The sequence below is a fragment of the Enterobacter cloacae complex sp. P15RS genome (genome assembly GCF_014895905.1).
Lineage (GTDB): Bacteria > Pseudomonadota > Gammaproteobacteria > Enterobacterales > Enterobacteriaceae > Enterobacter > Enterobacter quasihormaechei.
Genome location: NZ_JADBQL010000038.1, coordinates 14,461 through 39,087, shown reverse-complemented (window position 1 = coordinate 39,087; position 24,627 = coordinate 14,461). Strand labels below are relative to the sequence as shown.

23 protein-coding genes are annotated in these 24,627 nt (G+C 53.4%); all 23 read right to left on the bottom strand.

Features of this window, described 5'->3' with window-relative positions:
* Positions 1 to 20: 20 nt before the first annotated feature.
* Entirely contained in the window at positions 21 to 794 is a 774-nt protein-coding gene (pstB, locus tag IM267_RS19850; RefSeq protein WP_003861154.1) for a phosphate ABC transporter ATP-binding protein PstB, read from the bottom strand.
* Positions 795 to 841: 47 nt separating this feature from the next.
* The gene (gene pstA / locus IM267_RS19845; RefSeq protein WP_003861156.1) at positions 842 to 1,732 is read right to left on the bottom strand and encodes a phosphate ABC transporter permease PstA; all 891 of its coding nucleotides are present in this window, start codon (positions 1,730 to 1,732) and stop codon (positions 842 to 844) included.
* Complete coding sequence (gene pstC / locus IM267_RS19840; protein ID WP_022649877.1) at positions 1,732 to 2,691, bottom strand: phosphate ABC transporter permease PstC; 960 nt, start codon at positions 2,689 to 2,691, stop codon at positions 1,732 to 1,734. Before pstC ends, pstA begins: the two co-directional genes overlap by 1 nt.
* A gap of 127 nt (positions 2,692 to 2,818) precedes the next feature.
* Positions 2,819 to 3,859, bottom strand: a complete 1,041-nt coding sequence (gene pstS, locus IM267_RS19835) for a phosphate ABC transporter substrate-binding protein PstS (RefSeq protein WP_063452042.1) — start codon at positions 3,857 to 3,859, stop codon at positions 2,819 to 2,821.
* 247 nt (positions 3,860 to 4,106) lie between these two features.
* The gene (locus IM267_RS19830) at positions 4,107 to 5,165 is read right to left on the bottom strand and encodes a fimbrial protein (RefSeq protein ID WP_193034132.1); all 1,059 of its coding nucleotides are present in this window, start codon (positions 5,163 to 5,165) and stop codon (positions 4,107 to 4,109) included.
* Between the two features lie 12 nt (positions 5,166 to 5,177).
* A complete protein-coding gene (locus IM267_RS19825; protein ID WP_193034131.1) occupies positions 5,178 to 7,697 on the bottom strand; it encodes a fimbria/pilus outer membrane usher protein in 2,520 nt (839 codons plus the stop codon).
* 24 nt (positions 7,698 to 7,721) lie between these two features.
* Complete coding sequence (locus IM267_RS19820) at positions 7,722 to 8,408, bottom strand: fimbrial chaperone (protein WP_063868592.1); 687 nt, start codon at positions 8,406 to 8,408, stop codon at positions 7,722 to 7,724.
* An 84-nt stretch (positions 8,409 to 8,492) separates the two neighbouring features.
* A complete protein-coding gene (locus tag IM267_RS19815) occupies positions 8,493 to 9,062 on the bottom strand; it encodes a chaperone-usher fimbrial major subunit (protein ID WP_063868590.1) in 570 nt (189 codons plus the stop codon).
* A 333-nt stretch (positions 9,063 to 9,395) separates the two neighbouring features.
* Positions 9,396 to 11,225 (bottom strand): glutamine--fructose-6-phosphate transaminase (isomerizing), encoded by a 1,830-nt coding sequence (gene glmS / locus IM267_RS19810; RefSeq protein WP_193034130.1) that lies wholly within the window; start codon positions 11,223 to 11,225, stop codon positions 9,396 to 9,398.
* 347 nt (positions 11,226 to 11,572) lie between these two features.
* Positions 11,573 to 12,943: a bifunctional UDP-N-acetylglucosamine diphosphorylase/glucosamine-1-phosphate N-acetyltransferase GlmU gene (glmU, locus tag IM267_RS19805; RefSeq protein ID WP_112792448.1), complete on the bottom strand. Its 1,371-nt coding sequence runs from the start codon at positions 12,941 to 12,943 to the stop codon at positions 11,573 to 11,575.
* A 138-nt stretch (positions 12,944 to 13,081) separates the two neighbouring features.
* Complete coding sequence (locus IM267_RS19800; RefSeq protein WP_003862360.1) at positions 13,082 to 13,501, bottom strand: F0F1 ATP synthase subunit epsilon; 420 nt, start codon at positions 13,499 to 13,501, stop codon at positions 13,082 to 13,084.
* A gap of 20 nt (positions 13,502 to 13,521) precedes the next feature.
* Positions 13,522 to 14,904: a F0F1 ATP synthase subunit beta gene (gene atpD / locus IM267_RS19795; protein WP_015570150.1), complete on the bottom strand. Its 1,383-nt coding sequence runs from the start codon at positions 14,902 to 14,904 to the stop codon at positions 13,522 to 13,524.
* A gap of 31 nt (positions 14,905 to 14,935) precedes the next feature.
* A complete protein-coding gene (atpG, locus tag IM267_RS19790; RefSeq protein ID WP_063452039.1) occupies positions 14,936 to 15,799 on the bottom strand; it encodes a F0F1 ATP synthase subunit gamma in 864 nt (287 codons plus the stop codon).
* A gap of 51 nt (positions 15,800 to 15,850) precedes the next feature.
* Complete coding sequence (atpA, locus tag IM267_RS19785; protein WP_063452038.1) at positions 15,851 to 17,392, bottom strand: F0F1 ATP synthase subunit alpha; 1,542 nt, start codon at positions 17,390 to 17,392, stop codon at positions 15,851 to 15,853.
* A gap of 12 nt (positions 17,393 to 17,404) precedes the next feature.
* Positions 17,405 to 17,938, bottom strand: coding sequence for a F0F1 ATP synthase subunit delta (gene atpH, locus IM267_RS19780; protein ID WP_003862369.1), 534 nt, complete (start codon positions 17,936 to 17,938; stop codon positions 17,405 to 17,407).
* A gap of 14 nt (positions 17,939 to 17,952) precedes the next feature.
* Entirely contained in the window at positions 17,953 to 18,423 is a 471-nt protein-coding gene (gene atpF, locus IM267_RS19775; protein WP_003862370.1) for a F0F1 ATP synthase subunit B, read from the bottom strand.
* 48 nt (positions 18,424 to 18,471) lie between these two features.
* Complete coding sequence (gene atpE / locus IM267_RS19770; RefSeq protein WP_000429386.1) at positions 18,472 to 18,711, bottom strand: F0F1 ATP synthase subunit C; 240 nt, start codon at positions 18,709 to 18,711, stop codon at positions 18,472 to 18,474.
* 49 nt (positions 18,712 to 18,760) lie between these two features.
* The gene (gene atpB / locus IM267_RS19765; RefSeq protein WP_014881883.1) at positions 18,761 to 19,576 is read right to left on the bottom strand and encodes a F0F1 ATP synthase subunit A; all 816 of its coding nucleotides are present in this window, start codon (positions 19,574 to 19,576) and stop codon (positions 18,761 to 18,763) included.
* An 8-nt stretch (positions 19,577 to 19,584) separates the two neighbouring features.
* On the bottom strand, positions 19,585 to 19,965 hold the full coding sequence (atpI, locus tag IM267_RS19760) for a F0F1 ATP synthase subunit I (RefSeq protein WP_003862375.1): 381 nt from the start codon (positions 19,963 to 19,965) through the stop codon (positions 19,585 to 19,587).
* 616 nt (positions 19,966 to 20,581) lie between these two features.
* Positions 20,582 to 21,205 carry a 16S rRNA (guanine(527)-N(7))-methyltransferase RsmG gene (gene rsmG, locus IM267_RS19755; protein ID WP_193034129.1) on the bottom strand — a complete coding sequence of 208 codons (624 nt, stop codon included), beginning with the start codon at positions 21,203 to 21,205 and terminating at the stop codon, positions 20,582 to 20,584.
* A 106-nt stretch (positions 21,206 to 21,311) separates the two neighbouring features.
* On the bottom strand, positions 21,312 to 23,201 hold the full coding sequence (mnmG, locus tag IM267_RS19750; protein ID WP_107534297.1) for a tRNA uridine-5-carboxymethylaminomethyl(34) synthesis enzyme MnmG: 1,890 nt from the start codon (positions 23,199 to 23,201) through the stop codon (positions 21,312 to 21,314).
* 374 nt (positions 23,202 to 23,575) lie between these two features.
* Positions 23,576 to 24,025 carry an FMN-binding protein MioC gene (gene mioC / locus IM267_RS19745; protein WP_063452035.1) on the bottom strand — a complete coding sequence of 150 codons (450 nt, stop codon included), beginning with the start codon at positions 24,023 to 24,025 and terminating at the stop codon, positions 23,576 to 23,578.
* Between the two features lie 90 nt (positions 24,026 to 24,115).
* On the bottom strand, positions 24,116 to 24,574 hold the full coding sequence (gene asnC, locus IM267_RS19740; RefSeq protein ID WP_003862383.1) for a transcriptional regulator AsnC: 459 nt from the start codon (positions 24,572 to 24,574) through the stop codon (positions 24,116 to 24,118).
* Positions 24,575 to 24,627 lie beyond the last annotated feature (53 nt).

Here is a 24,627-nt window from a genome sequence, read left to right as displayed (position 1 = left end):
TCCACATGCACTAAGGCAAATCAACCGTAGCGGCCAGTAATGTAATCTTCGGTTTGTTTCTTCGCGGGCCGGGTGAACAGCGCGTCCGTATCGCTGAACTCAATCAACTCGCCCAGGTACATAAACGCCGTGTGGTCAGAACAACGGGCAGCCTGCTGCATGTTGTGGGTGACGATCACCACGGTGTAATCCTGCTTCAGCTCGGTGATCAGCTCTTCAATACGCCCGGTTGAGATCGGGTCCAGCGCTGAGCACGGCTCATCCAGCAGCAATACTTCCGGGCGAATGGCGATACCGCGCGCAATGCACAGACGCTGCTGCTGACCACCGGAGAGAGAGTACCCGCTCTGGTGAAGTTTATCTTTGGTTTCGTTCCATAATGCGGCCTTGGTCAATGCCCACTGCACGCGCTCGTCCATGTCCGCACGGGAGAGCTTCTCAAACAGACGCACGCCAAAGGCGATGTTGTCATAGATCGACATCGGGAACGGCGTGGGTTTCTGGAACACCATCCCCACCTTCGCGCGCAGCAGGGCGATATCCTGGGTATTGGTCAGGATGTTGTCACCGTCCAGCAGAATTTCACCTTCCGCACGCTGCTCCGGATAGAGCGAATACATTTTGTTGAAGGTGCGCAGCAGCGTGGATTTACCACAGCCAGACGGACCGATAAATGCCGTGACCTGGTTCTTCGCGATATCCAGGTTGATATTCTTCAGGGCATGGAATTTGCCGTAGTAGAAGTTCAAATCACGAACCTGAATCTTACCCGGGGCAGTATCAACCATACTCATTGACTCATTTCCTCATTCGGCGCCGCGATGTGCCGCGCCGTAAAAATTTAACCGTGTTTCTTCTTCGCGAAAATGACGCGCGCCAGAATGTTCAGCAACAGTACGCAAAGGGTGATGATCAGCACCCCGGCCCAGGCCAGCTGCTGCCATTCCGCGAATGGGCTCATCGCAAATTTAAAGATCGTTACCGGTAGGTTGGCGATCGGCTGCATCATGTCCGTGCTCCAGAACTGGTTGGAGAGCGCGGTAAACAGCAGCGGTGCGGTTTCACCGGCGATACGGGCGATAGCCAGCAGGATGCCGGTCATGATCCCCGAGACGGACGCTTTCAGGGTGATCGCCGAAATCATCTTCCATTTCGGCGTGCCCAGCGCGTAAGCCGCTTCACGCAGGCTGTCCGGCACCAGTTTCAGCATGTTTTCAGTGGTACGAATAACGATAGGCACCTGCAACAGCGCCAGCGCAATCACACCCGCCCAGCCGGAGAAGTGTTCCATTTGTGCCACCACGATGGTGTAAACAAACAGACCCACAACAATCGATGGGGCAGATAGCAGAATGTCGTTAATAAAACGGATGACTTCAGCGATCCAGGATTTACGGCCATACTCCGCCAGATAGATACCCGCCATGATGCCCAGCGGCGTACCGAAAACGGTCGCCCACAGGATCAGCAGGCCGCTCCCCGCCAGGGCGTTTGCCAGACCACCGCCCGCCGTGTTCGGCGGCGGCGTCATCTCGGTGAACAGCGCCAGGGACATTCCATCGATGCCGCGGGTGATGGTGGACATCAGGATCCAGATCAGCCAGAACAGGCCGAACGCCATCGTGGCCATGGAAAGCGTCAGCGCAATGCGGTTTTTAATCCGGCGCTTTGACTGCATTTTGCGACGGGATTCCGCAAGCTGAGCGGTGTTTTGCATGTCGAGAGTCGCCATTAGCGTGCCCCCTCGTTTTTAGCCAGACGCATAATCATCAGCTTGGAGATAGCCAGTACGATAAAGGTGATAACAAACAGGATCAGGCCCAGCTCCATCAGCGCAGCAACGTGCAGCCCGGATTCCGCTTCGGCGAATTCGTTCGCCAGCGCAGAGGTAATGCTGTTGCCCGGCATGTACAGAGAGACGCTGTCGAGCTGGTAGGTGTTGCCGATGATAAAGGTCACCGCCATGGTTTCACCCAGCGCGCGGCCTAAGCCCAGCATGATGCCGCCGATCACCCCATTTTTGGTGAACGGAAGGACGATGCGCCAGATAACCTCCCAGGTGGTGCAGCCGATGCCGTAGGCCGACTCTTTCATCATCACCGGGGTTTGTTCGAAGACATCGCGCATAACCGCCGCAATGTACGGAATAATCATGATGGCGAGGATCACACCAGCCGCCAGAATACCGATACCGAATGCCGGGCCAGAGAACAGGGCGCCCACAAACGGAACGGCAGAAAGCACGTTACCGACCGGCTCCTGGAAGTACGTTGCAAACAGCGGAGCAAAGATAAACAGGCCCCACATGCCGTAAACGATACTTGGAATGGCCGCCAGCAGTTCGATGGCAATACCCAGCGGGCGTCGCAGCCAGCCCGGCGCCAGCTCCGTCAGGAACAGGGCAATACCGAAGCTTACCGGCACCGCAATCAGCAGGGCGATAAAGGAGGTTACCAGCGTGCCGTAAATCGGCACCAGCGCACCGTAGATATCGTTCGGCGCATCCCACTCTTTGGTCCACAGGAAGGCGAAACCAAATTTCTGAATGCTCGGCCAGGAGGAAAAGATCAGGGACACGATAATGCCGCCCAGCAGCAATAGCACAATCAGCGCAGCCAGTTTCACCAGGGCGCTGAAAATCATGTCACCTTTTTTACCCGGAGGGTTAAATGCAGGCTTGGTTGCAGCCATAAATTACTCTTCTTTTTGAGACGTCTTACGAATATGCCCGGTGGCGCTGACGCTTACCGGGCCTACAGGATGAACCGTAGGGCGGGATCGCTGCGCGCCACCCGCCATCTTCGTCAAAAATATCCTGTTAGTACAGCGCTTTACCGCTGCTGTCTTTCACGTTGGTTTTCCATGCAGCGCGAATCTGCTCAACCACGCTGTCCGGCAGGCTGGCGTAGTCCAGGTCGTTAGCCTGTTTGCCGCCGTTTTTATATGCCCAGTCGAAGAATTTCAGCACTTCTGCACCCTGCTCAGGTTTCTTCTGATCTTTGTGGACCAGAATGAAGGTGGTAGAAGTGATTGGCCACGCATCGTCGCCTTTCTGGTTAGTCAGGTCCTGCGCGAAGGATTTGCTCCAGTCTGCGCCTTTTGCGGCGTTAGCGAAGTTCTCTTCGGTCGGGCTAACCGGTTTGCCGTCAGCAGAAACCAGTTTGGTGTAAGCCAGGTTGTTCTGCTTCGCGTAAGCGTATTCTACGTAACCGATAGAGCCCGGCAGACGCTGTACGAAGGCAGCGATGCCGTCGTTACCTTTACCGCCCAGACCGGTTGGCCAGTTAACGGTAGAGCCGGAACCGACTTTGGATTTCCACTCTTCGTTCACTTTTGCCAGGTAGCTGGTGAACACGAAGGAGGTACCGGAACCGTCAGCGCGGCGAACCACAGCGATGTTCTGCGAAGGCAGCTTAACGCCCGGGTTCAGCTTAGTGATGGCTTCGTCGTCCCATTTTTTGATTTTGCCCAGGTAGATGTCGCCCAGGGTTTTGCCGTCCAGCACCAGCTCGCCTGATTTCAGGCCAGGGATGTTAACGGCCAGCACAACGCCGCCGATCACGGTCGGGAACTGGAACAGGCCTTCCTGATTCAGTTTTTCATCAGACAGCGGAGCGTCGGATGCGCCGAAATCAACGGTATTCGCGGTAATTTGTTTTACGCCACCGGAGGAGCCGATACCCTGATAGTTAACCTTGTTGCCGGTTTCTTTCTGGTAGGTATCCGCCCATTTGGCATACACCGGCGCAGGGAAGGTTGCACCAGCGCCAGTCAGGCTTGCTGCTGCGAAGGCAGAGAAAGCGCTCAGGGATAAGGTCGCGGCGACAACAGTTGCGACAGTGGTACGCATAACTTTCATAATGTCTCCTGCAAGGATTTCGTAAATCATTGTTTAAGTGGCTACGATGAGCAAAATAGGACAAACAGGTGACAGATAAATGTACGAATTATGACAGTTTTATGACAATCAACGCGTTTGCGTTAAGTGCATGATTTAAATATAAATAAAATCACATCCTTGTCATGATAATGTCACACTGAGATGCGTTAAGCCTGGTTCAAAGACGGGAATATGACAACGGCTGTCATAAACAGCCGTCGTGAGATCAGTTAGAAAATTCCAGGGTTATGGTGGCATCCGCATTAAACGTGCCGGGCGTCGGTCTCGCTCCGGTAGCGCTGGCCGGGGCGGCAGAGAACGTAATAGTGCCATTACTTCTTCCGCCAATAATGCTTGTAGAACCCATCTCCGTTTTGAGCGCGCCGCCGTTCACCATCACTGGATCGCCGTTTGTATCAAAGATTTTGATCCCCACGTCGTTGTTTGACGTTGAAACCATCGTGCTGTCGGCGCTGGCTGCCGTAGCGTTAAAATCAGCGTTCACCTTTTGCGAGCGGTCCAGACCGGAACAGCTCACCGTAACGGTTTTCTCAATTTTTTTACTGGTTATCGATGTGCCGGGCGTGGCGGAAAATTCAGAGGCGGGGATCTGACCAAAATCGATATTAATCACCTGCCCGTCGTTAATTTCACACTGCTGGGACGCAATGATTGAGCCTTTAATCCTGACTTTTGCGATCGCCTCTCCCCTGGGCAAATCATTAGATATTCCGCCGTAGACGAGGGCGACATCGGTCAGGGGAATCGTGACCAATCCGGTGATCGATTTTCGAATATAAAACGAGAGCATCGAAGACGTTCCGGTATCAAGCGTAATATCGTTTGACGAACCACAGGTGTGAGAGGCCGTACTGCGGTTAGAAACGTGCTCAAAAGGAATCGCCGTATAACCCACGTTTTTGATGAAGATCTTTACGCCGACATCGAGATATTCGTTTAGATTGTAATAAGAGACCTCACCAACCTTTTTATCAAATACGAGACCGCCGGTTGGGTCCGCCGTGTAGTAGATTGCCGAAAATCCCTTATTAAGCCGGTGCTTTGAATCACAGGAACAGTTGACCTGGTAGCTGTCGCTGGCCGTCGCCTCGGCGACATCCACCATCGTCTTTCCCGGAACGTTATCTTTAGCGCTAATACTCGTTTGGGGAAAATTCAGGTTAAGCACATGCGTGCCTGAAGTGGTCGTGCAGGTTCCTGCCACCTCAGCGAACGCCGTCGGGCTGGCCAATATCAGCAGGCCAGCGATAAGTAAGCTCTTCATCTAAAATCCTTTTTAATTACATACTACGGTTTGTTGGACCAGCGATGCTCCGGTCTGAGGGGAAATATGGAACGGTGCCCGGCATTCCACGCCGTTACCCGCACCCCACCGCAGCGCAAAAGTACCCTCTTCCGGAACGCCAGACAGGTAAAGTTGCCCGTTTTCTCCCACGATGCCCGTCAACAGCTCACCTTTACTTTCGCCGTTCGCGACGGCACCAAACGGTGCAGGCTTGCCGTTTGCCAGTATGACGTTGAATAGCACCCGATAACCCAGGTGGGTCAGAAACTCTGCTTTGACAATCGCACCGCGGGTCGGCACAAGATCGATCACGCTATTTTCAAGCTCCACGTTGGCTCGGGAGAAATAGTCGTTGTCGATGGCAACCCGGTTTTCGTCATAAGGATTAAGCTGGGTTTTCACCGCATAACCGCGCCAGTCGGTGGCTACGCCAGAGGTGTTTTCAACGGCTAGCCCCGACGCGCCAGGCGTTTTGATCAGCGCAACCGTCTCTCCAAGCTGCTGCGAGAACGTGACGCCTTCACCGTGCACAATAACGCCCCCGCGCGCGCCGAAATTAAGGTGTTCGGCGTTTGCGCTGTAGGCGTAGCTGCCGTCCAGCGTGCCGTAAGTGCCGTTATAGGTCATCGCAAGGTTGCTGGCATCCGCTGCGCTATCGCCTGTCCAGGATTGTTGCAGGTTATACGAGAGATTATCCCGTTCCAGCAGCGTTCCGCTTAACCCCACCTGATGGGATGCCTGCGCATTGTCGTTTTGCGTCATGGCATAGTTGAGGTAACTGTTTTTCGCCCAGCCGGACAGCGGAACCGAAAGAGAAAACATAAAGATATTTTCACCCCCGTTGTTATCCTCATCTTCGCTGGCGCTGTCGTGGTGCGTCGCGCTATCGGTGTAGCTCCACGACACGTTCCAGGAAACCATGCCGAGATTGTTGCTGTAGCCCGTCTGGATCAAGCGCTCTACCGCGTCGGTTTGCCAGTACTGTTGACGGCTCAGCGTCAGATAAACGTTCCCCCAGCCGCGTCCAAAAGACTGCGTCCATGTTCCCTCCAGACGGCTACGGCGGTTGCCCGTTTCCCAAAAATCACTTTCATCTCCCTGACGCGATGACCACTCGTTAAGGGTATAAAAACCCTGGGTAGAATAGCGGTAGCCCACCAGCCTGAAATTCGTGTCGGTGGCATCAATACGCTTGGAGTATAAGAAACGATAGGATTGCCCCTGAGATTCATCGCCCTCATCAAACCGGGCTTTCGCCTGCGTCACGTCCATAGAAAGCGCGCCAAACGCGCCCAAGTCTTTACCCACGCCCAGCGCCGCCGCGCGGTACTCGTCCGCCAGCTGCACGCCGCCATAAAGCGTGATACCGTCTGGCAGACCGCGCATGATTTGCGCCTGCATGACGTTTGGGGTAAAGCGATTGTCTTCCCGCATTTCGCCAATGCTGACGTCGAAGTCGGTTTGTCCTTCACGTTTCAGAATGGCCAGCGAAGCATAAGGCTGGATAAAATGTTGCTCGCTGCCGTCCTCTTCTTTGATGGTCACGTCCAGATCCCCACCCGAGCTGGTGGTATTGAGATCGGTAAGGGCAAACGCCCCCTGCGGCACGGCAGACTGAAAGATGACGTAACCGTTTTGCTTGATCGTCACCATGGCGTTGCTTTTCGCTACGCCGCGCACCACGGGTGCGAAGCCGTTCATGCTGGCGGGCAGCATGTCATCATCGGTGTAAAGCCGCACCCCGCGCAGTCTGGCCCCCTCAAAAACATCGCTTGCCGACCAGGTATCGCCCACCATGAACTGGCTGCGCAGCCCGGGAATATCACGCTGTAGCCACGAACTGACGGAGTGATATTCTGCATTGCCGCCTTCAGAGCTGAACGTGCTGTAGTTGCGTACCCGCCAGGCACCGAGATTCAGACCATTTTGCAGGTTGAGGTAATAGCTATCCGCCGTGTCGTCGTAGTCAGAGTGAACGGTATGGGAGCCTGAAAAATCATAATTAACCGAAAGCGCATTGATCCCCTGGTCCCAGCGTTCGGGGCTGATATAGCCCATGGCATAGTTGTCCAGCCAAATCTGCGGTATCACAATATTGAGCGTCAGCTTGTCCGTATCGAACTGCCATACGGAACCTTCAACAAGCGGCCCCGGCGCGACGCAGGCATCGTCATCAATGTCTGTAACCGCTTTGATGGCATCCGCTTTTACACCGAACGCTTTCAGCTGGCTGGAGAGGTGGGTGAAGCAGGGCTGGATCTCCCCCTCCGGATTATCCGCTATAAAGGTGACCTCGCGGCGCTCACGTTTTTTCCCGTTAATAAGGATATCCACTTTGTACGTGCCGGGTGGCAGCGTGTTTGCGCGATCGAACTGATGAATATCGATACCCGCCGGATGGTCAATCTCCAGCAAGGCGGGGTTAAAGAAGGCTTCTTTCGCCTGTAGCTGGCAAGCCAGCAGAAGCAGCGCCCCGGAGGCAAAGAGAACGTGAACAGGTGAACCGGCCATCTCGCATCATTCCTTGTTTTGCACTTAAAGGGAGAGATTCAGAGGCTCGCTAATCGCACCGTAGTCATTGATAAAACGCCAACGAAGCGTTTTGCCAGCCGCACCTGCGGGTAAAGGCAGCTCTAGCTTCTCGAAGGGTTTAAGCATATTGAGCGGAACTTCTTTGCCGTCGACGAACACATCCATCACGTTGATATGAATTGGAGCAGGGTTTTCTATTTGCAGATGGTTTCCCACGCGATGCCATTTCACCTTCATATACGCTTTTTCGGGCGTCATATTGAGCGCCACCGGGCGCCAGAACAGTTTGATTCGGGTTTTTATGGCAATTTCCATCGTGTTGCTATCCGCACTGCTCCCGGATGGTGGAATATTTTTGATATTCAGCCAGAAAACCGATTCCCGATCTTCGGGAAGCGCACCCTTGGTTTTAATAATGCGCAGGATTTTTTCCTGCTGCGGCTCCAGACGTGAAACCGGTGGAATAGCCGTGAAGGGAGGTGGGGTAGTCTCTTTTTTATCAAATGGCTCAACCCAAACCTGGATCAGGTAGGGAACGTTTGTCTCTTTATTGAAGATAGAAAACGTTTCATCAGCGCGATCGCTATTAAAAATCACGCGGGTGCCGCCGATAATGACCCCAGCCCAGGACGAAGACATATTCAAAAGACAAATAACAACGAACAGCGACTTAATAAGGTTGCACAACATAATTTCATCCGTGAAATGAGCCTGCTAAAGGAAAATTCGCCAGTACTCTCGCTTTTAACGTCAGCAGGCCCGGGCGAAAATCGATTACTTCATGTATTCGATGGTGAACTGTGAATCAGCGTTAGCCGTGCCTGGCGTAACATCGGCAGAAGTCGCGATATAACGCGCGATAAATTTCAGCTCAGCATTTCCTGAATCAATGGTTGTATAAGCGGAATCTTTGTACAGCTTAACCTGTGAATTATCAGCGCGGTTATAGATACGAATTGCCACGCCCGTCGCCGCAGTCTCTGTACCCTCACCGGTATAGTCGCCTGGCGTCGATGCAGTTATCGGGGTGCCGATGGCCAAATCGCCGTTGCCGTCAGAGGCTTCGGTGCCGTCAAAACGCGCTGCCGCCTGAGTGTACGTGGCCGGACATTTTTCCAGCTTAATGCTAAATTCGGTCGGGGCCGCCGTGGTGCCTACCGTGCTAAAAGCAGATCTATTAACTTTACCCAGGGCAACGGTCTGGCCAATAGTATCCGTGGTGACTTCACAGGTGCTGTCGATAACCTCACCGGTAAAATGCACCACGCCATCAGACGCGAGCGCCTGGTTTGCCATAAACAGTGAGCACAGAACAAAAGAACCTGTAATCCAATTACGTTTCATTACCACTCCGTTAAATCATGATTAATTCATTCATAAAACAAATATCAGCGAAAGAATTCTTCGCCTGAATGAGATTATATTTTATTAAGATTAACGGACAAAATCTGGAGCAGGTAAGTACAAATTAAATGAAAAGGTAAATAAATTAACTTGATAAAATAAATGCTGATTAATTAGAGAGTTAAAAGAAGTTAACTTTCTTTATATTAGCTAAAAAGACATATTCAGAAACATACACAAATAACACTTAATACTTTTTAGGAATAAATTTAGGTCGTAATAAAAAAGCCTCACATTTTCATGCGAGGCTTTTTCCATTATGTGTCGAGACGATTACTCTACGGTAACGGACTTCGCCAGGTTACGCGGCTGGTCAACGTCGGTGCCTTTGATCAGTGCCACGTGATAAGCCAGGAGTTGCAGCGGAACGGTGTAGAAGATCGGCGCAATTACCTCTTCCACATGCGGCATCTCGATGATGTGCATGTTGTCGCTGCTGACGAAACCGGCGTCTTTATCCGCGAAGACGTACAGCACGCCGCCACGGGCGCGAACTTCTTCGATGTTAGACTTCAGTTTTTCCAGCAGTTCGTTGTTTGGTGCAACAACGATCACCGGCATATCCGCGTCAATCAGCGCCAGCGGGCCGTGCTTCAGCTCGCCTGCCGCGTAGGCTTCCGCGTGGATGTAGGAGATCTCTTTCAGCTTCAGTGCGCCTTCCAGCGCGATAGGGTACTGATCGCCACGGCCCAGGAACAGAGCGTGGTGCTTATCAGAGAAGTCTTCAGCCAGCGCCTCAATGCGTTTGTCCTGAGACAGCATCTGCTCGATACGGCTCGGCAGCGCCTGGAGACCGTGAACGATGTCATGCTCAACGGAAGCATCTTCGCCTTTCAGACGCGCCAGCTTCGCCACCAGCATCAGCAGAACGGTCAGCTGCGTGGTAAACGCTTTGGTGGAGGCCACGCCGATTTCGGTGCCCGCTTTGGTCATCAGCGCCAGATCGGATTCACGCACCAGCGAAGAGCCCGGCACGTTACAGATGGCCAGAGAGCCCAGGTAACCCAACTCTTTAGACAGACGCAGCGCCGCCAGGGTATCCGCCGTTTCGCCAGACTGGGAAAGGGTGATCATCAGGCTGTTACGGCGCACAGCGGATTTACGATAGCGGAACTCAGACGCGATTTCGACATCGCACGGCACGCCCGCCAGGGATTCAAACCAGTAGCGAGAGACCATACCGGAGTTGTATGAGGTCCCGCAGGCCACAATCTGAATATGCTCAACCTTGCCGAGCAGCTCGTTGGCGTTCGCCCCCAGCTCGCTCAGATCCACCTCGCCGTGGCTGATGCGCCCGGTCAGGGTGTTTTTGATGGCGTTAGGCTGCTCGTAGATCTCTTTCTGCATGTAGTGACGGTAAGCGCCTTTGTCGCCCGCGTCGTATTGCAGGTTAGATTCGATCTCCTGACGCTTCACCTGCTCGCCTTTGGTATCGAAGACGGTCACGCTGCGGCGCGTCACTTCCGCGATATCGCCCTCTTCCAGGAAGATAAAGCGACGGGTAACCGGCAGGAGCGCCAACTGATCGGACGCGATAAAGTTCTCGCCCATGCCCAGACCGATAACCATCGGGCTACCGGAACGCGCGGCCAGCAGCGTGGACGGATCGCGGGAATCCATGATCACCGTACCGTAGGCGCCGCGCAGCTGAGGAATAGCACGCAGCACTGCCTCACGCAGCGTACCGCCCTGTGCCAGTTCCCAGTGTACGAGGTGAGCAATCACTTCGGTGTCGGTTTCAGAGACGAAGGTGTAGCCGCGCGCTCTAAGTTCTTCGCGCAGCGGTTCGTGGTTTTCGATAATGCCGTTATGCACCACCACGATGTGTTCAGACACATGCGGGTGCGCGTTGCCTTCAGACGGTTCACCGTGCGTCGCCCAGCGGGTGTGCGCAATACCGGTTCCCCCGTGCAGCGGATGTTCTTCCGCGGCCTGGGCCAGCATCTGCACTTTACCGAGACGGCGCAGACGGGTCATATGACCTTCTGCATCCACGACAGCCAGACCGGCAGAGTCATAGCCACGGTATTCCAGACGACGTAAACCTTCGAGAAGGATTTCAGCAATATCACGCTGCGCAACTGCGCCAACAATTCCACACATAATTTAGATTCCGAATTTAGGCATTATGCCTGCGTTGTCGCTGACCTGTATTTACCCTGCGTTTTTCACGCTGCGGCTGCGTTGGCTTCTCATACTCGCCACGGTCACTTACTTAAGTAAGCTCCCATGGACTCATACGCTTGCCGCCTTGCCACAACGCGAAATCCTTTGGGTAACGCCCTTTCCGGGCACCCCGAGCCTTGTAGAGAGTGGGGTTATTTTATGGGTACTGCCTGTGGGGGGAGATATATCTTTATCTCCTCTCCCGGGTTTGCCTGATGACGGCTACGCCTTATCAGGCCTACTCAATCGTAGGGCGGGTAAGCGCAGCGCCACCCGCCTTAGAGTTACTTTTTCTTCACCGGGCGTTTCCAGCCCTGCTTGCTGACCTGCGGCACGCGGCTTAACACCAGCTCGTTATCCGCTACGTCGCGCGTGACGGTCGTTCCGGCGGCAATGGTCACCCCGTTACCCACGGTAACAGGCGCCACCAGCTGCGTATCGGAGCCAACGAATACGTCATCACCGATGATGGTTTTAAACTTATTGGCACCGTCATAGTTACAGGTGATAGTACCTGCACCAATATTCACGTTGTCGCCAATTTCTGCATCGCCCAGATAGGTTAAATGACCCGCTTTGGAGCCTTTACCCAGACGCGCTTTTTTCATTTCAACGAAGTTACCAACATGTGCGCCTTCCAGCAGCTCAGCGCCCGGGCGCAGACGCGCAAACGGGCCGATGGTACATGCCGCATCAAGACGCGCGTCTTCCACCACGCTGTACGGGCTGATTTCGCAGTCGTCGCCGATAACGCTGTTTTTAATCACGCAGCCAGCGCCGATTTTGACGCGGTTACCCAGCGTGACGTTACCTTCCAGGATAACGTTAGTATCAATTTCAACGTCGCGCCCGTGGGACAGCGTACCGCGCAGATCGAAACGCGCCGGATCGCGCAGCATGACGCCTGCGAGCAGCAGCTTCTCTGCCTGCTCGGACTGGTAAATGCGCTCCAGACGGGAAAGCTGAAGACGGTTGTTTACCCCGTCCGTTTCGCTGATGCGTGCCGGATGAACGGCGGCAATCTCACGCCCTTCCTGGTACGCCATCGCAATAATATCGGTGATGTAATACTCACCCTGTGCGTTGTTGTTATTCAGCTTAGACAGCCAGCGCTTCATATCAGCACCGTTCGCAATCAGGATGCCGGTGTTGATCTCCTGAATCTGACGCTGCGCTTCGCTGGCATCTTTATGCTCAACAATCCCCGTCACGTTGCCGTTTTCACGGGTAATGCGGCCATAGCCACTCGGATCGTCCAGTACGACGGTTAACAGCCCAATGCCACCCTGCGGTTTGGCTTCACGCAGACGAGTGAGGGTTTCAACGGAGATCAGCGGGACGTCGCCGTAGAGCATCAGGATGTCTTCATCATCAGAGAAGAAGGGTGCAGCCTGCTGCATTGCATGACCGGTACCCAGCTGTTCTGCCTGTAGCACCCAGTTGAGATTGTCGTCACGCAGCGTTTTTTTCAGCAGATCGCCGCCGTGTCCATAAACCAGATGCACCTGGCTGGCGCCTAATTCATTAGCTGCATCAATAACATGCTGCACCATTGGCTTTCCTGCCAGCGTGTGGAGCACCTTAGGCAGATCGGAATACATGCGGGTACCTTTGCCTGCGGCAAGGATCACCACGCTCATCGCACTGTTTAACATACGCATCCTGACGGTAGTTTGTGTGAGAAGTAAAAACGTTTGATGCTTAAAATTCTACATCTTTTTCATCATGAATTAAGGCCGAAAAAAAAAGCCAGCCTGGGATCCAGACTGGCTTTTGTGCTTTTCAAGCCGGTGTTACATCGCTTTTTTGGTCAACTCGATAACGCGCAGTTTCGCGATCGCTTTGGCCAGCTCCGCAGACGCCTGAGCGTAATCCACGTCACCATGAGAGCTGTTAATGTGCTCTTCAGCCTTACGCTTCGATTCCAGGGCTCGCGCTTCGTCGAGATCCTGGCCACGAATAGCGGTATCGGCCAGAACGGTCACACTGCCAGGCTGCACTTCAAGAATGCCGCCGGACAGATAGATAAACTCTTCGTGACCGAACTGTTTAACGATGCGGATCATACCAGGCTTAATGGCGGTGAGCAGCGGTGCGTGACCCGGGAAAATACCCAGTTCACCTTCACTACCCGTTACCTGGATTTTCTCGACCAGACCAGAGAACATTTGTTGCTCTGCGCTGACGACGTCCAGGTGGTAAGTCATTGCCATATCACCCTCCGATTAAGGCGTTAAAGTTTTTTGGCTTTTTCCACGGCTTCTTCGATGGAACCAACCATGTAGAACGCCTGCTCTGGCAGGTGATCGTATTCGCCTTCCATGATGCCTTTAAAGCCACGGATGGTGTCTTTCAGGGAAACGTATTTACCCGGCGCACCGGTGAATACTTCCGCAACGAAGAACGGCTGGGACAGGAAGCGCTGGATCTTACGCGCACGTGCTACCACCAGTTTGTCTTCTTCAGACAGTTCATCCATACCCAGGATGGCGATGATGTCTTTCAGTTCCTGGTAACGTTGCAGCAGGGACTGTACGCCACGCGCGGTGTCGTAGTGTTCCTGGCCAACAACCAGTGGATCCAGCTGACGGCTGGTGGAGTCCAGCGGGTCAACGGCCGGGTAGATACCCAGAGACGCGATCTGACGGCTCAGTACCACGGTTGCGTCTAAGTGCGCAAAGGTGGTGGCTGGAGATGGGTCAGTCAAGTCATCCGCAGGTACGTATACCGCCTGAACGGAGGTGATAGAACCGGTTTTGGTCGAGGTGATACGTTCCTGAAGAACACCCATCTCTTCCGCCAGCGTAGGCTGATAACCTACCGCTGAAGGCATACGACCCAGCAGTGCAGATACTTCGGTACCGGCCAGGGTGTAACGATAGATGTTATCAACGAACAGCAGAACGTCACGGCCTTCGTCACGGAATTTCTCAGCCATTGTCAGGCCAGTCAGCGCAACGCGCAGACGGTTTCCTGGTGGCTCGTTCATCTGGCCGTAAACCAGGGATACTTTATCCAGAACGTTGGAGTCGGTCATTTCGTGGTAGAAGTCGTTACCCTCACGAGTACGTTCACCTACGCCCGCAAACACGGAGTAACCGGAGTGCTCGATCGCGATGTTACGGATCAGCTCCATCATGTTTACGGTTTTACCTACACCCGCACCGCCGAACAGACCGACTTTACCGCCCTTCGCGAACGGACACATCAGGTCGATAACTTTGATGCCGGTTTCCAGCAGTTCCTGAGAGCTGGACAGCTCTTCGTAGGAAGGTGCCGCGCGGTGGATAGCCCAACGCTCTTCTTCACCGATGTCGCCTTTCATGTCGATTGGCTGACCCAATACGTTCATGATACGACCCAGCGTTGCTTTACCTACCGGGACTTCGATCGGGTGCTCAAGGTCTTTAACTTCCAGACCACGACGCAGACCGTCGGAAGAACCCATGGCGATGGTACGCACGATACCGCCGCCGAGCTGCTGCTGAACTTCCAGCACCAGGCTCTCGTTACCATTCTGTACCTCAAGCGCGTCGTACACGCGTGGTACGGCGTCCTGAGGGAACTCGACGTCCACCACGGCGCCGATTACCTGGACAATCTTTCCAGTAGCCATCTTGAATCCTCTACGTAATTCGTAAACCTGGTTAAACCGCGGCGGCCCCCGAGACGATCTCGGTGAGTTCCTGAGTAATGCTGGCCTGACGAGCTTTGTTGTAAACCAACTGCAGCTCTTTAATCAGGCTGCCGCCATTATCGGTCGCGGCTTTCATCGCCACCATTCGTGCGGCCTGCTCGCTGGCCAGGTTTTCTACAACGCCCTGATAAACCTGAGATTCAACGTAACGACGCAGCAGGGTATCCAGCAGCGGTTTCGGATCGGGTTCATACAGGTAATCCCAGGCTTTCTGTTTCAGCTCGTCATCTTCTGATGCCGGTAACGGCAGCATCTGAGTGAGCGTAGGCACCTGAGACATGGTGTTAATAAATTTGTTGCTGACAACGTACAGTCTGTCCAGACGGCCTTCATCGTAGGCCTGCAACATCACTTTAACCGGGCCGATCAGTTCGGACAGGGACGGGTTATCACCCATACCGGTCACCTGAGCGACAATGTTGCCGCCAACGGAGTTAAAGAAAGAGACGCCTTTAGAGCCAATCAGTGCCAGATCGCACTGAACGCCTTTATCGGACCAGACTTTCATATCCGCCAGCAGTTTTTTGAACAGGTTAATGTTCAAGCCGCCACACAGACCACGGTCAGTCGACACCACCAGGTAGCCCACGCGCTTAACGTCGCGTTCTTCCAGGTAAGGGTGCTTATATTCCAGATTACCGTTTGCAAGGTGACCAATCACTTTGCGCATGGTCTCTGCATAAGGACGGCTGGCCGCCATGCGATCCTGCGATTTACGCATTTTGGAAGCGGCGACCATCTCCATCGCTTTAGTGATCTTTTGCGTGTTCTGGACGCTTGCGATCTTACTACGTATCTCTTTTGCGCCGGCCATGAGCTTCTCCTCAATGCCAGACGGCTTGTCCTGAGACAAGCCGCCGGACGATTACCAGGATTGGGTTGCTTTGAAGGAATCGAGGATAGCTTTCAGCTTGCCTTCGATTTCGTCGTTATAGCCACCGGTCTGGTTGATCTCTTGCATCAGCGGAGCGTGATCACGGTCAGCGTAAGCCAGCAGAGCGGCTTCGAAGCTACCGATTTTCGCCAGTTCCACATCTTCGAGGTAACCGCGTTCAGCCGCGAACAGTACCAGGCCCTGCTGAGCAACAGACATTGGCGCGTACTGTTTCTGCTTCAGCAGCTCGGTCACTTTCTGACCGTGGCTCAGCTGTTTACGGGTTGCTTCGTCCAGATCGGATGCGAACTGAGAGAACGCAGCCAGTTCACGATACTGTGCCAGCGCGGTACGGATACCACCGGACAGTTTCTTGATGATCTTGGTCTGAGCAGCACCACCCACACGGGATACGGAGATACCCGGGTTAACTGCCGGACGAATACCGGAGTTAAACAGGTTGGTTTCCAGGAAGATCTGACCATCGGTAATGGAGATTACGTTGGTCGGAACGAACGCAGAAACGTCACCCGCCTGGGTTTCAATGATCGGCAGCGCGGTCAGAGAGCCCGTTTTACCCTTCACTTCACCTTTAGTGAAGTTCTCGACGTATTCCGCGTTAACGCGGGAAGCACGCTCCAGCAGACGAGAGTGGAGGTAGAATACGTCGCCCGGGAATGCTTCACGTCCTGGTGGACGACGGAGCAGCAGGGAAACCTGACGATACGCAACAGCCTGTTTGGACAGGTCATCGTATACGATCAGTGCATCTTCACCGCGGTCACGGAAGTATTCGCCCATTGCGCAACCGGCGTATGGCGCCAGGTATTGCAGTGCAGCAGATTCAGACGCGGTTGCTACCACAACGATGGTGTTAGACAGTGCGCCGTGCTCTTCCAGTTTACGAACCACGTTGGAAATGGTGGACGCTTTCTGGCCGATAGCCACGTACACACATTTGATGCCGGAGTCACGCTGGTTGATGATGGCGTCGATTGCCATCGCGGTTTTACCGGTCTGACGGTCACCGATGATCAGTTCACGCTGACCACGACCGATTGGGATCATGGCATCAACGGACTTATAACCCGTCTGCACAGGCTGATCAACGGACTGACGGTCGATAACGCCCGGTGCGATAACTTCGATTGGCGAGAAGCCATCGTTATCAACCGGACCTTTACCGTCGATTGGCGCACCCAGGGTGTTAACAACGCGACCCAGCAGGCCACGGCCAACCGGCACTTCCAGAATACGGCCAGTACACTTAACCTTCATGCCTTCGGCGAGGTCAGCGTATGGACCCATCACAACGGCACCTACGGAGTCGCGCTCCAGGTTCAGTGCGATAGCGTAACGGTTACCCGGCAGGGAAATCATCTCACCCTGCATACAATCGGCCAGGCCGTGGATGCGGATAACACCGTCACTTACAGAAACAATAGTACCTTCGTTGTGAGCTTCACTCACAACACTGAACTGAGCAATGCGCTGCTTGATCAGTTCGCTGATTTCGGTGGAATTCAGTTGCATGCTCCAGTCCCCTTAAGACTGCAAGACGTCTGCAAGGCGCTCAAGACGGCCGCGTACGCTGCCATCAATGACCATATCACCCGAGCGGATGATTACGCCTGCCATTACAGACTTATCGATTTTGCAATTCAGCTTAACTTTGCGTGACAGACGTTTTTCCATCGCGGCGGTGATTTTCGCAAGCTGTTCATCACTCAGTTCAGTTGCGGAAGTTACTTCAACTTCAGCGGTAGCTTCACTGAGGGCACGTAAGTGCTCAAACTGCTCGAGAACATCCGGGAGCACACGGAGACGACCATTTTCTGCCATGACCTTAATCAGGTTCTGGCCGTTGGCATCCAGTTGCTCTCCGCACACGGCGATAAACGACGCGGCGAGGGTTTCAGGCGCTAACGCACCGGAAAGCAACTCGGCCATTTGTTCGTTTTTCGTCACCTCAGCGGCAAACGCCAGCATATTCTGCCAGCGATCGACATTTTGGTGTTCGACAGCAAAGTCAAAAGCTGCTTTGGCGTAGGGGCGAGCTACCGTAACAAATTCAGACATCAGCCCCTCCCTCCTTACAGTTCAGCGACAAGTTTGTCCACGATGTCGCTGTTAGCAGCTTCATCCACGGAACGTTCGATGATCTTCTCGGCGCCAGCAACAGCCAGAATCGCAACCTGCTTACGCAGTTCTTCACGAGCACGTTTACGCTCAGCTTCAATTTCAGCCTGAGCCTGTGTCACGATCTTAGTACGTTCCTGTTCTGCTTCAGCTTTGGCTTCGTCCAGGATCTGAGAACGGCGTTTGTTAGCCTGTTCAATGATTACCTGAGCTTCAGCTTTCGCTTTTTTCAGCTGGTCTGTCGCGTTGGCCTGTGCAAGGTCCAAATCTTTCTTAGCGCGTTCTGCGGAAGCCAGACCGTCAGCAATTTCTTTCTGACGTTTTTCGATGGCAGCCATTAAAGGCGGCCATACATACTTCATGCAGAACCAGACAAAGAGAATAAACGCGATGGCCTGGCCGAGGATTGTTGCGTTCATGTTCACAGCACAATACCTCTTAAATTTCTGTGGCTTGGGGTTTTAAAACAACTACTACGCGACAGCAAACATCACGTACAGACCCAGACCTACAGCGATCATTGGGATTGCATCCACCAGACCCATAACGATAAAGAACTGAGTACGCAGCAGAGGAATCAGATCAGGTTGACGCGCAGCGCCTTCCAGGAATTTGCCCCCGAGGATGCCGATACCGATCGCAGCACCGATAGCCGCCAGACCCATCATCACAGCGGCAGCCATGTACAGCAGATCCATATTCAGGTTTTCCATGACAGTCTCCAGTTTGTTTCAATTAAAACGTAGTAGTGTTGGTAAAAAATCAGTGCTCTTCAGACGCCATCGACAGATAGACGATCGTCAGAACCATGAAGATAAAGGCTTGCAGCGTAATGATCAGGATGTGGAAAATGGCCCATGGCACATTCAGAATCCACTGTGACCACCACGGCAGAAGACCCGCGATCAGAATGAAAATCAGCTCACCCGCATACATGTTGCCGAACAGTCGCAGACCCAGTGAAACAGGTTTGGACAGCAGGCTAACGCCTTCCAGGATCAGGTTGACCGGAATAAACGCCCAGTGGTTGAACGGCTGCAAGGTAAGCTCTTTCACAAAGCCGCTTACGCCTTTCATTTTGATGCTGTAGAAAAGAATCAGGATAAACACGCCCAGCGCCATCGACAGGGTGATGTTCACGTCCGCAGACGGTACAACACGCAGCGCAGGCAGGCCGAAGATGTGCTCGCCGATGAACGGCAGCAGGTCAATTGGCAGCAGGTCCATCAGGTTCATCAGGAAGACCCAAACGAACACGGTCAGGGCCAGCGGAGCAATCAGCTTGCTCTTACCATGGTACATGTCTTTCACGCTGCCATGGACGAAGCCGATGATCATCTCAACGAACGTCTGGAATTTCCCTGGAACACCGCTGGTCGCCTTTTTAGCAACGCTGCGGAACATGGCCAGGAACAGAAGACCCAAAACCACCGAGAAGAACATGGAGTCGATGTTGATCGTCCAGAAGGTGGCCGGGGGGTTATGTGGATCCACCAGCGAGAATGTACGCAGGTCCAGCTGAAGGTTATTCAGATGGTGACCTATGTAATCCTGCGGCGTCATATTTTCTGAAGCCATGATGCCTTTTACCCTTTGTTATTGATTACAGCTGGAGCCAGAACTTGTACCACCAGCACCAAAACCCACGTTGCTATCAGCGGCATGAATACCACTTTCAAAACCGCCAGCGCCATCACCAGTAGAGCAAAGGTCAGCAACACCTTACACACTTCGCCGAGAGCGAAGGACCAGGCCACGCGGCCTTTGGCGGGTGTATGCGCCTGATGACGCCAGGCAAAAATCATAAACAACACGTTTGGCAGCACAACCGCCAAACCTCCGCACGCGGCGGAGATGCCCCAGAAGGGGTCTTTGAGGCTAAACAGCAGTCCACTTGCTATTACCGCCAGAAACTGAATGAACAGAAGCTTACGAGCAACGTTTCTACTCAAGAGCGACACAGACATCACGTTTTTACTCCTGCTCCCTTCGAGGTATGCCGCGTGTCGTATAAAACGTCCTTTAAGGCTCAGAGTCAAGCATCAAAAAGCGGTCAAATTATACGGTGCGTACCCGTGATTTCAAACATTAAGTAGCGAAAAGGTGAATAAATGTTTAAATATTTTTCCCCAGCGCTATTTTTCAACTTTTGACCAATGCGTCGACCTTCAGGCGAAACTGCAAACAGCGCGAAAACGTTGGCGATAAAGCGTGCACGAGATCACAAAATGCACATTTGCGATAAAGCGGTAATTATCAAACACGTAAAACGTTTTATTTCATCTTCATGAATTTAAAGCCAAAAAATCGCAACTATTTCTAAAACAGCCCTATATACAACAAAAACCTTTTATTGACATTTTTAATAAATATTTAACATTGCATTCTGGTTGCTACAGCCCACTTTTAGCAGACTGATATTTTCATAGTTGATTATCATTACGGTGAATGAATCAGCTAAGGTTAACCGCAAGAAAAACCATGGTGAACACAAGGTTAAAATGACTTCAGAATTATCCTCATGGGTGTGCTGTTTTTTAACACAATAAGAACAGCACAAATTCCCCATTTTTTATTTAAATTTTAAAATTTGTTTGGCTTAAGAATCACCAAATGCCGTTCACCGTCGAGATGAGGAACCTGTAACTTCTCGATTGATTCAACAGCAAAATCCGCTGGCAGCTGTTGAATCTCATCTTCAGGCACCAGCCCTTTCAGGGCATAAAAGCGGCCATTTTCCGCCGGCAGGTGTTTACACCAGCTCACCATGTCGTTGAGCGATGCAAAGGCACGGCTGATAACGCCGTCAAACGGCGGCTCTGCCGGGAACGCCTCTACCCTGCTCTGCACCGGCGTGATGTTTTCCAGCTTGAGCTCATGCTGTACCTGGCGTAAAAAGCGCACGCGCTTGCCCAGGCTGTCCAGCAGCGTGAAATGGCTCTCCGGGCGGACAATAGACAACGGGATCCCCGGCAGCCCCGGACCGGTGCCAACATCGATAAAATGTTCACCTTTCAGGTACGGCGCCACCACGATGCTATCGAGAATATGGCGAACCAGCATCTCGTTGGGATCGCGCACCGAGGTCAGGTTGTACGCTTTGTTCCATTTGTTCAGCATATCGACATAGGCCACCAGCTGGTTTTTCTGGTGATCGGTGAGCGAAATACCTGCTTCATCCAGCAGACGAGAGAGTTTATTGAGCACGGTGGATACCTGTTGAGATACTTACTGGCGGGTGGCGCTTCGCTTACCCGCCCTACGGGGTTCTGTAGGCCCGGTAAGCGCAGCGCCACCGGGCAATGTTCAAACGTTACGCGCTGCGGCGCAGCATACCCTGCTTTTTCAGCCACACCAGCAGAATTGAAATCGCGGCAGGCGTGACGCCGGAGATCCGCGAGGCCTGGCCAATCGACACCGGTTTATGATCGTTCAGCTTAGCGATCACTTCGTTGGAAAGGCCCGTCACCTGACGATAGTCCAGCATTTCCGGCAGCAGCGTATTTTCATTACGCTGCTGTTTTTCGATCTCATCCTGCTGACGCGCAATGTAGCCTTCGTATTTCACCTGAATCTCAACCTGCTCAGCCGCTTCAGCGTCTTCAAGGCCCGGTGCGAACGCGGTCAGTTTGACCAGATTCTCGTAGGTGACTTCAGGACGGCGCAGCAGATCTTCGCCGCTGGCTTCGCGCGAAAGCGGCGCTGTTAAGTGAGCGTTCACTTCGGCAGCGGTTTCCGCCTGCGGGTTTACCCAGGTGGTTTTCAGGCGCTGACGTTCCTGTTCAATGCGTTCCAGCTTCTCGTTGAAGCGCGCCCAGCGTTCGTCATCCACCAGGCCCAGCTCTCGACCCATTTCGGTCAGACGCAGATCGGCGTTGTCTTCGCGCAGCATCAGGCGATATTCCGCACGGGAGGTAAACATGCGGTACGGTTCTTTGGTCCCCAGCGTGCAGAGGTCGTCGACCAGCACGCCCAGATACGCCTGAGAGCGCGCCGGCGCCCAGCCCTCTTTCTCGGCAGAGAAGCGGGCGGCGTTCAGACCGGCCAGCAGCCCTTGCGCAGCGGCTTCTTCATACCCGGTTGTGCCGTTAATCTGGCCCGCGAAGAACAGACCGTGGATGAATTTGCTCTCCAGGGTTGGCTTCAGGTCACGCGGATCGAAGAAATCGTACTCAATGGCGTAGCCAGGACGAACGATTCTCGCGTTCTCCATGCCCTGCATTGAGCGAACAATTTGCATCTGCACGTCGAACGGCAGGCTGGTGGAGATGCCGTTCGGGTAAATTTCGTTAGAGGTCAGTCCTTCCGGCTCCAGGAAGATCTGGTGCTGGTTACGATCGGCAAAGCGCATCACCTTGTCTTCGATCGACGGGCAGTAGCGCGGGCCGATCCCTTCGATCACGCCCGCGTACATTGGGCTGCGATCGAGGTTATTGCGGATCACGTCGTGCGTTTTCTCATTGGTGTGCGTGATGTAGCACGGCACCTGCTGCGGATGTTGTGCCGCATTGCCCATGAACGAGAACACCGGCATTGGGTTATCGCCGTGCTGCTGTGCCAGCACGCTGAAGTCAATGGTGCGCGCATCAATGCGCGGCGGTGTACCGGTTTTCAGGCGGCTTACGCGCAGCGGCAGCTCACGCAGACGACGAGACAGCGGAATGGACGGCGGATCGCCAGCGCGGCCACCGCTGTAGTTGTCCAGACCGATATGGATTTTGCCGTCCAGGAATGTCCCGACCGTCAGCACAACCGCTTTTGCGCGGAACTTGAGGCCCATCTGGGTCACAGCGCCGACAACACGATCGTTCTCCACGATAAGATCTTCTACCGCCTGCTGGAAGATCATCAGGTTCGGCTGGTTCTCCAGCGCGGTGCGGACAGCCTGACGGTAAAGCACGCGGTCTGCCTGCGCACGAGTGGCGCGGACAGCAGGGCCTTTACTCGCGTTTAGTATCCTAAACTGAATACCCGCATGATCGATCGCTTTCGCCATCAGGCCGCCAAGTGCATCCACTTCTTTTACCAGGTGTCCTTTCCCAATGCCGCCAATCGCCGGATTACAGGACATTTGTCCCAGCGTGTCGATATTGTGTGTCAAAAGCAGGGTCTGCTGACCCATTCGCGCTGCGGCCATTGCGGCCTCAGTGCCTGCATGACCCCCGCCAATGATGATGACGTCAAAAGGATCCTGATAAAACATGGTGGTCTGCCTCGCGTAAAGCGGTATGAAAATGGATTGAAGCCCGGGCCGTGGATTCTACTCAACTTTAGTCTTTCGAGAAAGCATTGGGATCCTGGGCTATTAAAAAGAAGATCTTTTTATTTAGAGATCTGTTCTATTGTGATCTCTTATTAGGATCGCAGACCTTTGTGGATAAGTCCGATCCCATAAATAAGATCATGCAGTTAGGAAGGATCGTTTGCTGTGAATGATCGGTGATCCTGGACAGTATAAGCTGGGATCAGATCGCTGCTTTATCCACAGGTCAAAAACTAAACCAACGTTGTTCTTTGGATAACTACGGGTTAATACGAGCTTTTAACCAGAGTTATCCACATCTGATCGCACGATCTTTAATCGTTTTTGAGTAAATTTTTCCATTCTGCGAGCCAGATCTCGGCTGGATCTTCCGGAATATCATGATCGAGGATGTTGATCTTTAGGGTTTCACCCAGCTGTTTTGCTCCGCAGGCGGTTACAGCGGCTTCGACTTTCTCTATTGCACCGCAGAAGGTGTCATATTCACGGCTGCCGATCCCGATCGCACCAAACCGGACGTTTGACAGACTGGGCTGCTGTTCCAGCAGTTCGTCATATAAAGGTTGCAGGTTATCCGGCAGATCGCCCGCGCCGTGCGTGGAGGTGATCAGCAGCCAGACCCCATCAGTCGGGAGATCTTCCAGCAGCGGGCCGTGCAGGGTTTCTGTTGAAAAGCCCGCGTCTTCCAGCTTCTCAGCCAGATGTTCCGCTACGTATTCCGCACCGCCCAGGGTGCTGCCGCTGATAAGAGTAATGTCCGCCATTGATCGCTCGCTCAGATAAAGAGGCGGCCATTGTACGCTGTGAACGAGCTGGGATCTACCTGTGGAAAATGTGGGAATGAAATTGCCCGATCACGGGCGGATGGTACGCATGATCGGGTTTTGCAGGGAGATCAGGGTTTCGGTGGACTGAATTTCATCGATTGTTTGGATCTTGTTGATAAGTACCTGCTGGAGGGCATCGATGGATCGGCACATTACCTTAATAAAGATGCTGTAGTGCCCGGTGGTGTAGTACGCCTCGGTGACTTCATCCAGCGCGTTCAGCTTCTCCAGCGCGGAGGGGTAATCTTTTGCACTTTTAAGAATGATGCCAATGAAGCAGCAAACGTCGTAGCCGAGCTGCTTCGGACTGACGTCAATACGTGCGCCGGTGATGATCCCCGCCTGCTTCATTTTCTCTACGCGGACGTGAATTGTCCCCGGGCTGACGCCAAACTGTTTCGCCAGTTCGGCATACGCGGTGCGCGCATTGGCCATCAGCGCCTCCAGGATGCCGCGGTCCAGATTGTCGATCTGATAATTTTCCATAGCTTTTTCTTATGAAGATTGATGATTCCCTCTATTCTAGCGGCTAATTTTAT